The organism is Qipengyuania sp. NPDC077410 (genome assembly GCF_044543405.1).
Lineage (GTDB): Bacteria > Pseudomonadota > Alphaproteobacteria > Sphingomonadales > Sphingomonadaceae > Qipengyuania > Qipengyuania pacifica.
On record NZ_JBITWB010000003.1, the window covers coordinates 142,700 to 155,511 of the forward strand.

The 12,812-nt window shown below is 61.0% G+C and carries 15 protein-coding genes; 11 read left to right on the plus strand and 4 right to left on the minus strand.

The window, feature by feature from the left end; genetic code table 11:
• Position 1 precedes the first annotated feature (1 nt).
• Both rpsP and rimM read left to right on the plus strand, forming a co-directional pair.
• Positions 2–490, plus strand: a complete 489-nt coding sequence (rpsP, locus tag ACIGGE_RS14290) for a 30S ribosomal protein S16 (RefSeq protein WP_103023627.1) — start codon at positions 2–4, stop codon at positions 488–490.
• An 8-nt stretch (positions 491–498) separates the two neighbouring features.
• Complete coding sequence (rimM, locus tag ACIGGE_RS14295; RefSeq protein ID WP_221598252.1) at positions 499–984, plus strand: ribosome maturation factor RimM; 486 nt, start codon at positions 499–501, stop codon at positions 982–984.
• Here rimM and ACIGGE_RS14300 read toward each other — a convergent pair.
• Positions 981–1,901, minus strand: coding sequence for an NAD(P)/FAD-dependent oxidoreductase (locus ACIGGE_RS14300; protein ID WP_397491009.1), 921 nt, complete (start codon positions 1,899–1,901; stop codon positions 981–983). The two genes, rimM and ACIGGE_RS14300, sit on opposite strands and share 4 nt — an antisense overlap.
• Before the next feature lie 55 nt (positions 1,902–1,956).
• Between ACIGGE_RS14300 and trmD the strand changes: the two genes are divergently transcribed.
• The 5 genes from trmD to ACIGGE_RS14325 all read left to right on the plus strand — a co-directional run bounded on the left by trmD (position 1,957) and on the right by ACIGGE_RS14325 (position 7,249).
• Complete coding sequence (gene trmD / locus ACIGGE_RS14305; protein ID WP_397490871.1) at positions 1,957–2,682, plus strand: tRNA (guanosine(37)-N1)-methyltransferase TrmD; 726 nt, start codon at positions 1,957–1,959, stop codon at positions 2,680–2,682.
• Positions 2,683–2,694: 12 nt separating this feature from the next.
• The gene (rplS, locus tag ACIGGE_RS14310; RefSeq protein WP_103023630.1) at positions 2,695–3,063 is read left to right on the plus strand and encodes a 50S ribosomal protein L19; all 369 of its coding nucleotides are present in this window, start codon (positions 2,695–2,697) and stop codon (positions 3,061–3,063) included.
• A gap of 169 nt (positions 3,064–3,232) precedes the next feature.
• Positions 3,233–5,548 carry a DPP IV N-terminal domain-containing protein gene (locus tag ACIGGE_RS14315; protein ID WP_397490872.1) on the plus strand — a complete coding sequence of 772 codons (2,316 nt, stop codon included), beginning with the start codon at positions 3,233–3,235 and terminating at the stop codon, positions 5,546–5,548.
• 124 nt (positions 5,549–5,672) lie between these two features.
• On the plus strand, positions 5,673–6,698 hold the full coding sequence (locus tag ACIGGE_RS14320) for an aspartate-semialdehyde dehydrogenase (RefSeq protein ID WP_397490873.1): 1,026 nt from the start codon (positions 5,673–5,675) through the stop codon (positions 6,696–6,698).
• Positions 6,695–7,249 (plus strand): hypothetical protein, encoded by a 555-nt coding sequence (locus ACIGGE_RS14325; RefSeq protein ID WP_397490874.1) that lies wholly within the window; start codon positions 6,695–6,697, stop codon positions 7,247–7,249. The genes ACIGGE_RS14320 and ACIGGE_RS14325 overlap by 4 nt, the downstream gene beginning before the upstream one ends.
• Here the strand turns inward: ACIGGE_RS14325 and ACIGGE_RS14330 are convergent, their stop codons facing one another.
• From ACIGGE_RS14330 to ACIGGE_RS14340, 3 genes are read right to left on the minus strand one after another with little or no spacing between them, the layout of a single operon-like run.
• On the minus strand, positions 7,250–8,839 hold the full coding sequence (locus ACIGGE_RS14330) for a DHA2 family efflux MFS transporter permease subunit (protein WP_397490875.1): 1,590 nt from the start codon (positions 8,837–8,839) through the stop codon (positions 7,250–7,252).
• 3 nt (positions 8,840–8,842) lie between these two features.
• The gene (locus ACIGGE_RS14335; RefSeq protein ID WP_397490876.1) at positions 8,843–9,928 is read right to left on the minus strand and encodes an HlyD family secretion protein; all 1,086 of its coding nucleotides are present in this window, start codon (positions 9,926–9,928) and stop codon (positions 8,843–8,845) included.
• A complete protein-coding gene (locus tag ACIGGE_RS14340) occupies positions 9,921–10,367 on the minus strand; it encodes a MarR family winged helix-turn-helix transcriptional regulator (protein WP_103023636.1) in 447 nt (148 codons plus the stop codon). Before ACIGGE_RS14340 ends, ACIGGE_RS14335 begins: the two co-directional genes overlap by 8 nt.
• A gap of 92 nt (positions 10,368–10,459) precedes the next feature.
• Between ACIGGE_RS14340 and ACIGGE_RS14345 the strand changes: the two genes are divergently transcribed.
• Genes ACIGGE_RS14345 through ACIGGE_RS14360 form a run of 4 tightly spaced genes read left to right on the plus strand, consistent with a single transcriptional unit; the run spans position 10,460 to position 12,748 of the window.
• On the plus strand, positions 10,460–11,107 hold the full coding sequence (locus tag ACIGGE_RS14345) for a 2-hydroxychromene-2-carboxylate isomerase (RefSeq protein WP_397490877.1): 648 nt from the start codon (positions 10,460–10,462) through the stop codon (positions 11,105–11,107).
• Complete coding sequence (locus ACIGGE_RS14350) at positions 11,071–11,553, plus strand: GFA family protein (RefSeq protein WP_397490878.1); 483 nt, start codon at positions 11,071–11,073, stop codon at positions 11,551–11,553. The genes ACIGGE_RS14345 and ACIGGE_RS14350 overlap by 37 nt, the downstream gene beginning before the upstream one ends.
• Positions 11,550–11,996, plus strand: coding sequence for a GFA family protein (locus tag ACIGGE_RS14355; protein ID WP_397490879.1), 447 nt, complete (start codon positions 11,550–11,552; stop codon positions 11,994–11,996). Before ACIGGE_RS14350 ends, ACIGGE_RS14355 begins: the two co-directional genes overlap by 4 nt.
• Positions 11,993–12,748 carry an alpha/beta fold hydrolase gene (locus ACIGGE_RS14360; protein ID WP_103023639.1) on the plus strand — a complete coding sequence of 252 codons (756 nt, stop codon included), beginning with the start codon at positions 11,993–11,995 and terminating at the stop codon, positions 12,746–12,748. The genes ACIGGE_RS14355 and ACIGGE_RS14360 overlap by 4 nt, the downstream gene beginning before the upstream one ends.
• Positions 12,749–12,812: the final 64 nt, after the last annotated feature.

Genomic DNA, 12,812 nt, shown 5'->3' on the forward strand with positions numbered 1-12,812 from the left:
AATGGCAGTTGCAATCCGTCTTTCGCGTGGTGGTGCCAAGAAGCGCCCCTACTATCGTATCGTGGTTTCGGACTCGCGTTCGGCACGTGACGGCAAGTATCTCGAGCAGATCGGCACCTACAACCCGATGCTGCCGAAGGATTCGGGCGAGCGCGTGAAGCTCAACGAAGACCGTGCCCGCCACTGGCTGTCGGTCGGTGCGCAGCCTTCGGACCGCGTCCATCGCTTCCTCGATGCCGCCGGTATCCTGGAGCGTGCAGCGCGCAACAACCCCAAGAAGGGTGAACCGGGCGAAGCCGCCAAGGAACGCGCCGAAGAAAAGGCCGCCAAGATCGCTGAAGCCGAAGAAGCCAAGAAGGCTGCCGAGGAAGAAGCCAAGACCGCTGCCGAAGCTCCGGCTGAAGAAGCTGCCGCTGAAGAAGCTCCCGCCGAGGAAGCTGCAGCAGAAGAAGCACCGGCTGACGAAGCCGCTGAAAATAAGGGCGAGTAATCGCACCCATGTCGGACAAGCCCGTCACGCTCGCAGCCGTAACCGGCGCGCATGGTGTGGCGGGCGAAGTCCGTCTGAAGCTGTTCGGCGAGGGCGTGGACGCGCTCAAACCGCACAAGCGCTTTAACGAGGGCGCGCTGACCCTCGTAAAAATTCGCAGCGACAACAAGGGCGGTGCCATTGCGCGCTTTGCCGAGGTCATGGATCGGACTTCGGCCGAGCAGCTGCGTGGCACTGCCCTGTCTGTTTCCCGGGAGGTCCTGCCGGACCTTGAGGAAGACGAATTCTATTTTTCGGATTTGATCGATCTCGCGGTGGTCACGGAAGCAGGCGAGCCCGTCGGCCGTGTGTGCGCGGTCGAGAATTACGGCGCAACGGATATCATCGAGATCGAGAAGGCCGATGGCGCAAAGTTCATGGTGCCGCTGACCAAGCAGGCTGTCCCCGGGTGGGACGATGCCCGTCTTACGCTCAACGCCGATTTCGTGGATTAACGCCTGATCGGCTTCTGATCGGCCAAATGATTGCGGATCGTGGTGGCCGCGACGCCGGCCTGACCCATAGCATGGCTGATCTGGTCGAGACCGAGCACGACATCGCCGGCTGCGAACAGGCCGGGCACGCTGGTTTCCATGTGATCGCCGACGAGAATGCAGTCCCCTTCGCTGACATCTGCCCCGCAGGATCGGGCGAGACCCGAGCGAACGACCGAGCCGAGTGCCGGATAGACGGAATCGAATTCCAGCCATCCTTCAGCGGTTTCGACTGCCAGCTTGTCACCCCTGATTTCAAAGGCGCCGCAAGGCCCTGCCACCCGCACGATGCCGGCATCCTCCAGCGCGCTGGAACAGGCATCCGAAAGGTCGTGATCGCCATGCGGCGAAATCAGTGTAAGATCGGTAGTGTAGCCGCGTAAAAACTGTGCCTCCGCCGTGCCATGATCGCTAGTGCCGATCACACCGACGCGCTTGTCGGTAACCTCGTAGCCATCGCAGACCGGGCAATAGCGCAGGAGCCCCCTTGCCAGTGCTTCCTGATGAAGTTGATCGTCGATCCCCTGCGGCCGGTTGTTTACCACGCCTGTGGCCAGCAGGACCGTGCGGGCTCTGTACTCTTCATCATCGCAGGAAACGATGAAGCAGTCGGTGTCTTTCGCCAGATCGGTAACGCGTTTGGGTTCACGCAAAGCCCCATGCTTTGCCGCCTGTTCGCGCATTCGGTCGAGCAGGTCTTCACCATGGATACCGTCTGGAAAACCCGCATGGTTGTGGCTGGTCGGTATCCAGCTCGCACGACTGGTGCCGCAATCGAACATGCGGATGGCAAGGTGGAAGCGTGCCAGATAGATCGCGGCGGTGAGTCCGGCAGGCCCGGCCCCCACGATAATGCAGTCATCGATTTGGTCGGTCATCGGCAAGTAAACGCCGGGATGGCAAAGCTGTGCCCGGCGGGCTATCGGGCGCAGCATGACATTTGCGGCCACCATTCTCACCCTCTATCCCGAGATGTTTCCTGGCCCCCTGGGTATCAGCCTGGCCGGTCGGGCTCTGGAACGCGGAGACTGGTCCTGCGAAACGGTGCAGATCCGCGACTTTGCGAAAGACAGGCACAGGACGGTCGATGATACGCCGGCCGGGGGCGGGGCAGGGATGGTATTGAAGCCCGATGTTATCGGCGCTGCTCTTGCCAGCGTGGGCGAAGGCAGGCCTGTCCTCGCCATGACGCCGCGCGGCAAGCCGATCAGTCAGGCGCGCATCCGCGAGATCGCGCAGGGTCCCGGCGTCGCTGTACTGTGCGGCAGGTTCGAAGGCTTCGACGAGCGGATTTTCGACGCTTTCCCGCAGGTCGAAGAGGTCAGCCTGGCCGATATCGTCCTCTCGGGCGGAGAACCGGCCGCGCTCGCCATACTCGACGCTTGCATTCGCTTGCTCCCCGGCGTAATGGGCGCGCCCGATAGCGGAGTCGAAGAGAGCTACGAAAACGGCCTCATCGAATACCCGCAATATACCCGACCTCAGGAATGGGAAGGGCGCACGATCCCTGAAGTGCTGCGATCGGGGGATCATGCGAAAATCGCTGCTTGGCGCAAGGCAAGGAGCGAAGACGATACACGGTTACGCAGGCCGGACCTTTGGGAGCGTTATAGTGACGCTCGGGACCGATCTGCCTCTGGCGCGCGGCGAAAAGACTAAGGATATGGTTCGATGAACCTCATTCAGCAGCTCGAGGCCGAAGCCGTCGAGAACCTGGGAAAAGATATTCCGGCATTCCGTGCCGGTGACACCGTTCGCGTTGGCGTGAAGGTTATCGAAGGCACGCGCGAACGCGTCCAGATGTTCGAAGGCGTCGTGATCGCCCGTTCGAACCGCTCGATCAACAGCAATTTCACTGTCCGCAAGATGAGCTTCGGCGAAGGCGTGGAGCGTGTGTTCCCGCTCTATTCGCCGATCGTCGACAGCATCACCGTCGTTCGTCGCGGTATCGTGCGTCGCGCCAAGCTGTACTATCTGCGTGGCCGTACCGGTAAGCGCGCTCGTATCGCCGAGCGTCGCGACAACGCCCCGAAGGCGTAAGCAGACACGAGTTTCTCCACGCGAGAGATCGAAGGGCGGCCTCCCGATCGGGAAGCCGCCCTTTTTCGTGCGTTCAGCCTGCCGACTTACCGGAGATCCGGAACAATAGGGTATGGGTTTGCGGGCCGCTTGCGCTTGCGCGCGCGCTTGTCCATCAAGCATCGCATTGATGGAGGAAAAGAAATTGCGTCATCTGACCCTCGCAGCCGCACTGTCTTTGAGCACATGTCTGTCTGCGCCCCTTGCTGCCCAATCGACGGAGACCGCGCCTATGGAGCTGACTTTCGAACGTGTCTTCGCCTCGCCAGCCCTAGATGGTCCGACGCCGCGGGCGGTCAAGCTTTCGCCGGACGGGCGCTACCTGACGGTGCTGCGCAACCGCGAAGATGACCGCGAGCGCTACGATCTGTGGGCTTTCGATCGCGAAGCGGGACAGTGGGCCATGCTGGTCGACAGCAAGGCGCTGGGCACCGGGCGGGAGCTGTCCGAAGACGAGAAGATGCAGCGCGAGCGCGCGCGCGTCGGCAATCTGAAGGGCATTATCGATTATCAATGGACCGAAGATGGTACGGGCGTGCTGGTCCCGCTAGACGGTGACCTCTATCTTGCGCGCCTTGGCGGCGATGTGGTGCGGCTGACGGATACCGAGGAAAGTGAACTCAATCCGGCGCTCAGTAGCAAGGGGCGTTACGTCTCCTTCGTGCGGGATCGCCAGCTCTGGGTTGGCGAGGTAGGCGCCGATGCGCAGCCGATCACCCCGAAAGAGGGCGAGGCGATCCGCTGGGGTGAGGCGGAGTTCGTCGCTCAGGAAGAAATGAGTCGCCACACCGGATATTGGTGGAGCCCGGATGACCGACGGGTCGCCGTTGAACGGTTCGACGAAAGCATGGTCGGCATTGTTACGCGCGCCGCCATCGGGGCCACCGGGACAAAAGTGTTCGATCAGCGTTACCCGGTCGCAGGCAGCCAGAATGCCAAGGTCGAGCTCTTTGTCATGAACCCCGATGGGGGCGACCGGGTCGAGGTCGATTTGCGCAGCAACCAGTCACCCGACTATTACAATGCCAAAGATCCCGACGATTTCTATCTGGCACGGGTAGACTGGGCGCCCGATGGCCGGGCGCTGTACGTGCAGCGCCAGAACAGACAGCAGACATGGATGGATGTGCTGAAGGTGGACCCTTCCACTGGAGCGAGCGAGATCGTGCTGCAGGAAGAAGCATCGCAGGCCCATTCAGGCGAAGGATACTGGATCAACCTGTCCGACAATTACCGCATTCTCGATAACGGGGATCTGATCTGGTGGTCCGAACGCGATGGCTTCGGACATTTGTATCGATATCTCGGTGACGAAGGATGGCGCGGCTATCAGCGGCTGACCAAGGGTAATTTCGTTGTCACCAAACTGGTGGGCGTGAACGAAGAGGATGGGCGCTTGTTCTACCTTGCGACCAGCGAAGACGACCCGCTTGAACAGCATGTCTATTCTCTCGATCTCAATGCGGAAGGCCCAGCGACGGCCCGGCGTCTGACGGAGCCCGGCTTCATGCATACGGCTAAGATGGATGCGAAGGGGCAGACGTTGCTGATTACCCGTTCCAGCGACAATTCCCCGCCGCAGACCTATATTGCCGATGAGCAGGGCAACCGCCTTGCCTGGGTCGAGGAAAATGCGCTCGATTCCGATCATCCCTATGCGCCATATCTCGCCAGCCATCGACCGGTGGAATACGGCACCATCGAGGCCGATGATGGTACTCCGCTTTACTGGGAAATGGTCACACCGGAACTGGAGCCGGGGAAACGGTATCCCGTCTATTTCTACCACTATGGCGGGCCGGGGCCGCAGGTCGTGAACAAGGGCTGGGATGGCGCGCTGCGGCAGGCGATCGTCGACAAGGGCTATATCTGGTTCGCGCTCGACAATCGCGGCAGCGCCAATCGCGGCGTTGCTTTCGAACAGCCGATCTATCGTGCGATGGGCGGCGTCGAGGTGCGGGACCAGAAGGCGGGGGCGGAGTACCTCAAGACACTGGATTTCGTGGACCCGGACAAGATCGCCATCGATGGCTGGTCCTACGGCGGATATATGACCCTAAAGCAGTTGCAGGCCGATCCAGGTCTCTACGCTGCAGGCATCAGCGGCGCGCCCGTGACCCGCTGGGAACTGTACGACACCCATTACACCGAGCGGTTCATGGGAACGCCGCAGGCGGATGCGCAAGCCTATGAGCTTTCGAGTGCCATCCCGGATGCGACCAAGGTCACCGATCCCCTGCTGATCATTCACGGCATGGCGGACGACAATGTCGTTTTCGAAAATGCGACCGAAGTGATTTCTGCCATGCAGGAAGCGAATGTGCCCTTCGAGATGATGCTCTATCCCGGTTACACGCACCGCGTTTCGGGTGAGAAAATCTCGCCCCATCGGTACAATACGGTTTTCCGGTTTCTCGAGCAGAATGGCGTGACGCCGCCGGAATGACCTGACCACATGCGCTCGGATCGCACCGACCTCGTCTGATCTTTAGGCCCCGCAATCGAATGTGCGCTTGCGGGTGTGCAGGTAATCGCTATCTCGACGGCGCATTCATAGTGGAGACGTTGAATTGGGTTATCGTGTTGCCGTAGTCGGCGCGACCGGAAATGTCGGGCGTGAAATGATGATGGTGCTCGCCGAGCGCGAGTTTCCGATCGACGAGATCGCTGCCGTCGCCTCGAGCCGTTCGCACGGGTCGGAGGTCGAATTCGGCGATACCGGCAAGATGCTTAAATGCCAGAACATCGAGCATTTCGACTGGTCTGGCTGGGACATCGCCCTCTTCGCAGCCGGTAGCGGCCCGGCGAAAGACTATGCGCCCAAGGCCGCCGCCGCCGGCTGCATCGTGATCGACAACAGCTCGCTGTACCGGATGGATCCGGACGTTCCGTTGATCGTGCCTGAGGTCAATCCCGAAGCGATCCACGACTATAAGAAGCGCAATATCATCGCCAATCCGAACTGCTCGACCGCGCAGCTGGTCGTGGCGCTGAAGCCTTTGCACGATGCGGCGACGATCAAGCGGGTGATCGTTTCGACGTACCAGTCGGTGTCCGGCGCGGGCAAGGCAGGGATGGATGAACTGTTCCAGCAGAGCCGCGCCATTTTCGTCGGCGATCAGATCGAGCCGGTGAAGTTCACAAAGCAGATCGCGTTCAACGTCATTCCGCATATCGATGTCTTCATGGACGATGGTTCGACCAAGGAAGAATGGAAGATGATGGTCGAGACCAAGAAAATCCTCGATCCGAAGATCAAGCTGAACGCGACATGCGTGCGCGTGCCGGTCTTCGTCGGCCATTCCGAAGCGGTGAATATCGAGTTCGAAAACGAGCTCTCCGCCGAACAGGCGCAGGAAATCCTGCGCGAGGCGCCGGGCATCATGCTGATCGACAAACGAGAGGACGAGGGATACGTTACCCCGGTGGAAAGTGTTGGCGATAGCGCAACTTACGTCAGCCGTGTGCGGGACGATCCGACCGTCGACAACGGCATCACCCTGTGGTGCGTATCGGACAATCTGCGCAAGGGCGCGGCGCTCAATGCGGTGCAGATCGCGGAGCTGCTGGGGCGCGAATGTCTCAAGAAGGGATGATCCGGAAGGGCGCATTGTTCGCCCTGCCGCTGGCGCTTGCAGCCTGCGGTCAGCAAGAGGGCGCGGGCGGCGAGGAAACCTCGGATTCCGCGCCTCTCGAGGCGTCACTGGCCGATGCGAAGATCGTGGTCGATGCCAACGGAGTGGGTGCGAAAGGCGACCCGATGCGCTTCGGAACACTGCGAACGGATGTCGATCATACGCTTGAATCGGCGTTCGGCAGTGCGCCGAACACCACCCGAAACGACGAATGCGGCGCCGGACCGATGGAATTCAGTCAGTTCGGGCCGCTCCAGGTCGGCTATCAGGACGACAAGCTGGCGGGCTGGTTCCTGGGCAGGGGGCAAGGGGTGGTTACGTCGGATGGCGTCGCTCCCGGTATCACGAGCCTGGAGAGCCTGAAGCTGGAGCGTCAGGTGCAGGAGCTCGACACGACGCTCGACGGCGAATTCCAGTACACCAGCGCCGATTACGGCACGATCACCGGCTTTGCCGACCCCGATGGGACCATCACCGGCCTGGCGGCCGGTGTGACCTGTTTCTTCCGCTGATCATTCCCCCGGCGGGGGCATGGGTCCCTTTGCCGGTTTCGGCTTGCGCATGATGAAGGCCAGCGGGACCGCCGCCAGCGTGATCCACATCATCATCCAGAAATCGTCGATATAGGCGACCATCGCCGCCTGCCGGTTCGCTTCGAGATCGAGCATGCTGAGCGCGACCTCGCCGAGGTTCTGATACCGGTCGACCGTGCTGACATCGATCATGCTCGACAGAGAGGCGCCGGTGACGTTCGAGGCGATGTCGGAATGGGCGATCTGGATATTGCGCGCCAACATGACCGTGGTCAGCGAAATGCCGGCCGAGGCGCCGAGCGAGCGGAACAGGTTCAGAAGGCTCGACCCATCCGTCCTCAGACGCGGGGGGAGGGTGCCAAACGCGCTGACGTTGAGCGGAATGAAGACCAGACCCATGCCGAGGCCCTGAACCAGGCCGGAGGCGACGATATGGAACTGATCCACGCCCAGAGACCATTGCGCCATTTCGTAAAGAGACAGCGCGCAGATCAGGAAGCCGGTCGCCACAACGGGCCGGGAATCGATCCCACGCCGCATGGCCATGCCGGCAAACTGCATCGAGATAAGCACACCGATCCCGCGCGGCATCAGGACAAGCCCCGTGTCGATCACGTCGTAGCCCATCAATTGCTGCAGCATCGGCGGGAGCAGCGCCATGGTGGCGAACATGACCACGCCGATGGCCAGCATGAAGCCCATGGCGATCGCGAAGTTGCGATCGAGAAATAGCGCACGGTCGAACAGGCCGTCCTTTGCGGTGCCCAGATGGATGACCGCCATCCAGGCGGCGGAGATGAACAGGAAGGTCCAGAGCCAGATTTCGTAGCTATCGTACCAATCGAGCGTCTGCCCGCGATCCAGCAGCATCTGGAAGCTTGCCAGCGCCACACCGAGCAGGATGAAGCCGGTGAGATCAAACTTGCGCTTCACCGTTTCGCGGGTCGGGAGCTGGGATATCAGGATGGCGAGGCTGAGGATGCCGACAGGCAGGTTGACGTAGAACACCCAGCGCCAGTTGGCCTGTTCCGTCAGCCAGCCACCCAAAACCGGGCCGAGGATCGGGCCGATCATGATGCCCATGCCCCATAGCGCCATCATCTGCGCGTGTTTGCTCGGCTTGTTGGTGTCGAGCATGAAGGCCTGGCTGAGCGGGGCGATGAAGGCACCGGTCACCCCCTGCAAGGCGCGGAACAGAACCATCTCTTCCAGATTCTGCGCCATGCCGCACAGCATGGATGACATGATGAAGCCCGCAACGGAGAGAATGAACAGCCGCCGCCCGCCCACACGATCGGCCAGCCAGCCGGTGATCGGCAAAGCCACCGCGCTGGCGATGATGTAGCTGGTGAGGACCCAGGTGATCGTTTCCGTCGTCGCCCCCAGCGCGGTGCGCATGTGCGGAATGGCGACGTTGGCAATGGTCGTGTCGAGCACCTGCAGCAGCGATGCCGCCATGATGCCGACGATCAGTATCCCCGGATTGGCTACCGGAAGCTGCGCGACATCGTGCGCCGGTTCCGGCGCCGTCGCGGCGGCGGATCCCGCAGGGGCGGCGCGGCTAGCCATGGATCAGTGCTTCTTGCCGTCGGTGAAGACGGTGACTTCGGTAGAGAGTCCAGCGATGAGCGGGCGAGCGCTCTTTTCGTCGATGGCGATGCGCACGGGCACGCGCTGCGTCACCTTCACCCAGTTGCCAGTGGCATTCTGTGCAGGGATCACCGAGAATTCGTTACCCGTACCGGCACCGATCGATTCCACATGGCCTCTGAGCTTGAGGCCGGGATAGGCATCGAAATGCACTTCTGCCGGCTGGCCAACCTGCATGTCTGCCAGGTCGGTTTCCTTGAAGTTGGCTTCGATATAGCTGGTGCCATCCCCGACAAGCGTGAGGACGGGCAACCCCTGAACGACCTGCTGGCCGAGTTGCAGGCGATCGGCCTGAGCGATACGTCCGGCAGATGGTGCGCGCACTTCGGTCCGGCTGAGAGATAGTTCGGCGACGGCCTTTTCGGCCTGAGCGGCGGCAACCTGCGGGTTTTCCCCCGGAACCGCGCTCCCCGTAGCGAGCTTGGCGCGGGCGGCTTCCTGACGGGCGAGAGCCTGACGCAGAGCTTCCCTGGCCTGATTGACACGGTGCTGCGCCGCATCGTGATCCGCCTTGGTCACGAAACCACGTTTGTAGAGAGCATCATTCCGTTCGAAATCGGACTGTGCGAAGGCGATGTCTTCGCGCGCCGCGGAAATGTCGGCACCTGACAGGTCGGACGAATTCGACAGGGCAGTGACATTGGCCTGCGCCCCGGCGATAGCGGCATTGGCCTGTGCGATCTGAAGCTTGTACGGTTCGGGATCGATCCGGAACAGCAGATCGCCTGCGTTTACGGTATCGCCTTCGCCAACGAATATCTGGACGATTTCGCCGCCGACCTGTGCGCTGACCGCAACCTTGTCCTGCTGGATGTAGGCGTTGTCGGTCGTCACCTTGCCCTGCAGAGAGAGCCAGTAGACGCCGCCGGCGATGAGCAGCAGCAGCGGCACGCTGAGCATCAACAGCAGGCGGCGCTTGTTCCGCTTGGGTGCGGGAGCTTCGGTTTCGACCACGGTTTCGGTTTCGTCCACGGGTTCGACCGGGATCTGGGGATCGGCCTCAGACATTTACGACATTCCTGTATTCACGTTCGGCCGACAGATTGGCCGATATTTTGCCAAGCAGTTCCGCGAGCAGATCTTGCTCCCGCGAAGTGAGCCCTTCAGCCATATCTTCGACCAGAGCGTTCACGATGGCGCGCAGGGGTTCTACGATTTCACGGCTTTTGTCGGTAAGGTGCAGCAGGCGAGCGCGCCTGTCGTTCGGATCGGCGACGCGTTCCACCCACCCGGCTTCTTCCATCCGGTCGACGATGCGGGTCAGGGTGATCGGTTCGACTTCGATCCGTTCCGCATAGAAAGCCTGATTATTGTCCGGGAATTTGACGAGGCTGAGCATAAGGCGCGCCTGCACGGCGGTAAGCCCGAGATCGCGCACGCGTTCGTCGAACGTCTTGCGAAGCAGGCGGCCGCTGTCGGACAGAAGATAGCCGATGTTGTTTTCCATGCGCGGCGATATAATAACATAGCTTATTATTGCAAGTTGCAATTAAAGCAAACGGTATGGCAAGCAAGGCAATGGAGGGTTAGGGTTGCACCATGACGCTGACCGCCGATCTCTACTTCAGCTTCCGGTCCCCTTACAGCTATCTGTCCGTGGGCCGTTATCGCGCGATGAGCGAGAAGTTCAATCTCACTTTAGCTTTAAGGCCGGTCTATCCCCTTGCCATCAGGCAGCCTGACTTCTTCGAGAAGAACCACCCCAACTGGCTGAGCTATACGATCCGCGACATGATGCGGGTGGCGCAGTTCCATGACATTCCTTTCGGAGTGCCGCGGCCCGATCCGATCGTGCAGAACCCCGCAACGCGCGAAATTGCCGCAGAGCAGCCCTACATCCGCCGTGTGACCCGCATGGGCCAAGCGGCGGCGCGGAAAGGCAGGGGCATCGCCTTTGCCCACGAGGCAGGACAAATGATCTGGGGCGGACAGCCGGATTGGCACGAGGGAGACCACCTTGCCCGCGCTCTGGAACGTACCGGGCTGGATGCGGGGGAAATCGAGACCGAAGTGAATGATGAGCCCGAAGCGCTCGACGCGGAAATAGCCGCCAATCAGGATGCGCTTGAAAAGTCCGGCCATTGGGGTGTGCCGACACTGGTCTTCGAAGGCGAACCGTTCTTCGGCCAGGATCGTATAGAAATGGCGCAATGGCGAATGGAACAAAGAGGGCTGACGAGGCGATGAAGGGTGAATTGTCTGGTGGATGCCTGTGCGGGGCAGTGCGCTATGTCTTACGCGAGGGCTTCCGTCTCAATCCCTACGCCTGCCACTGTACAGATTGTCAGAGCCGAACCGGTTCGGCGTTTAGCGAACATATGCTGTTTGCATTGGCCGACCTCGAAATATCGGGCGATCTCGACGTGGGGGAGTACGTTCAACCCAGCGGAGCGCATTCCCGTATCTCTGGCTGCGCGATCTGCAAGTCGCGCATCTATGCCGTCAACGGCAGCCAGGAGGGTTGGGCGAGTCTTCGCTGCGGCACTCTCGACGACAGCGCCTCCGTCGTGCCTGCCGCGCATCTCTGGGTCAAAAGTAAGCAGCGATGGATTGGCTTGCCAGAGGATGCAAAGACGATGGACGCACAACCGCGCACCAATAGGGAGTGGGTCGAATTCGTGGGTGTCGCATGAGCAAACGCGAGATGACGGGCGGCTGCCAGTGCGGCGCCGTGCGGTACACTGCGCAAGTCGATGTGACGCAGGCCTATCTGTGCCATTGCCGCATGTGCCAGCGGGCCACGGGCGGCGTATCGATCGCCTTCATCGGTCTGCCCAAATCCGACATGAGCTGGGAGAGCGGGCCCGACTGGTATGAAAGTTCGCCCATTGCCCGCAGGCCGTTTTGCAGCAAGTGCGGCACGCCCCTGGGTTTTGTCTTCAACCAGGGCGAGAATATGGACATCACCGTTGGCAGTCTGGACGAACCCTATGGGATCGAGCCGCACTGGCATTTCGCATCGGAGAAGATTCACGAAGCCTGGATCGACACGTCCGGGTTGAAACGAATGCCCCTGAGCGAACATGCGGCGCTTAGCCAACGATGGATCGACGCAACCGGAGCAGTGCCCGAATGAATACCGAATATTTCGAAAGTTTTGACGGCACGCGGCTTGCCGTGCATCGTCATGGAGAGGGCAGGCCCTTCGTCCTGCTGCATGGCCTGTTTTCCAGCGCGCAGATGAACTGGATCAAATGGGATCACCACGAAGCGATCGCGGAAAAGGGGTATGAGGTCATCATGCTCGATTTCCGGGTTCACGGTGACAGCGACGCACCGCAGGATCCGGACAAATATCCCACCAATGTTCTGGTGCGCGATGTAGCGGCGCTGGTCGATCATCTGGCGCTGGAGGATTACGACCTCGGCGGATTTTCGCTGGGCGCCCGCACATCACTGCATGCAACCGCACATGGCGTCTTGCAGCCCAGGCATCTGGTTGTGGGCGGAATGGGAACGGCGGGGCTTGGCGAATGGCATCGGCGCGCGGCAAAGTTTCGCAGGGTGATCGAGAAGTTCGATGAAATCCCGCGCGGCGATCCCGATTATTTTTCCATGCAGTTCCTGAAATCGCAAGGGGTCGACCGGGTGGCCGCGCGGCTGCTGCTCGACACCATGCCCGATCTGGATCTGGCGCTGCTCGCCAATATCACAATGCCCACGCTGGTGGTGTGCGGCGACGAGGACCGCGACAACGGTTCGGCCGAAGAGCTTGCCGGGCTGCTTCCCAACGCCGAATATGTCGAAGTACCGGGCACCCACATGGGCAGCGTAACCAAGGCCGAGCTGGGCGAAGCGATCGCGGGATGGCTGGCCAAGACCGCTTGATTAAGCGTGGCGGCCGGTGCAATCCGGTAGCCGATGTAACTTGTATCTCCCCATGAGGATCGAC

Bases quoted from the DNA above. Each gene is read 5' to 3' on its own strand.
- ACIGGE_RS14330 (WP_397490875.1), bottom strand. From the start codon at position 8,839: ATGGCTAGCCGCGCCGCCCCTGCGGGATCCGCCGCCGCGACGGCGCCG.
- ACIGGE_RS14345 (WP_397490877.1), top strand. From the start codon at position 10,460: ATGACGCTGACCGCCGATCTCTACTTCAGCTTCCGGTCCCCTTACAGC.
- rimM (WP_221598252.1), top strand. From the start codon at position 499: ATGTCGGACAAGCCCGTCACGCTCGCAGCCGTAACCGGCGCGCATGGT.
- trmD (WP_397490871.1), top strand. From the start codon at position 1,957: ATGACATTTGCGGCCACCATTCTCACCCTCTATCCCGAGATGTTTCCT.
- ACIGGE_RS14315 (WP_397490872.1), top strand. From the start codon at position 3,233: ATGGAGGAAAAGAAATTGCGTCATCTGACCCTCGCAGCCGCACTGTCT.
- ACIGGE_RS14350 (WP_397490878.1), top strand. From the start codon at position 11,071: ATGGCGAATGGAACAAAGAGGGCTGACGAGGCGATGAAGGGTGAATTG.
- ACIGGE_RS14360 (WP_103023639.1), top strand. From the start codon at position 11,993: ATGAATACCGAATATTTCGAAAGTTTTGACGGCACGCGGCTTGCCGTG.
- ACIGGE_RS14300 (WP_397491009.1), bottom strand. From the start codon at position 1,901: ATGACCGACCAAATCGATGACTGCATTATCGTGGGGGCCGGGCCTGCC.
- ACIGGE_RS14335 (WP_397490876.1), bottom strand. From the start codon at position 9,928: ATGTCTGAGGCCGATCCCCAGATCCCGGTCGAACCCGTGGACGAAACC.
- rpsP (WP_103023627.1), top strand. From the start codon at position 2: ATGGCAGTTGCAATCCGTCTTTCGCGTGGTGGTGCCAAGAAGCGCCCC.
- ACIGGE_RS14355 (WP_397490879.1), top strand. From the start codon at position 11,550: ATGAGCAAACGCGAGATGACGGGCGGCTGCCAGTGCGGCGCCGTGCGG.
- ACIGGE_RS14325 (WP_397490874.1), top strand. From the start codon at position 6,695: ATGATCCGGAAGGGCGCATTGTTCGCCCTGCCGCTGGCGCTTGCAGCC.
- ACIGGE_RS14340 (WP_103023636.1), bottom strand. From the start codon at position 10,367: ATGGAAAACAACATCGGCTATCTTCTGTCCGACAGCGGCCGCCTGCTT.
- rplS (WP_103023630.1), top strand. From the start codon at position 2,695: ATGAACCTCATTCAGCAGCTCGAGGCCGAAGCCGTCGAGAACCTGGGA.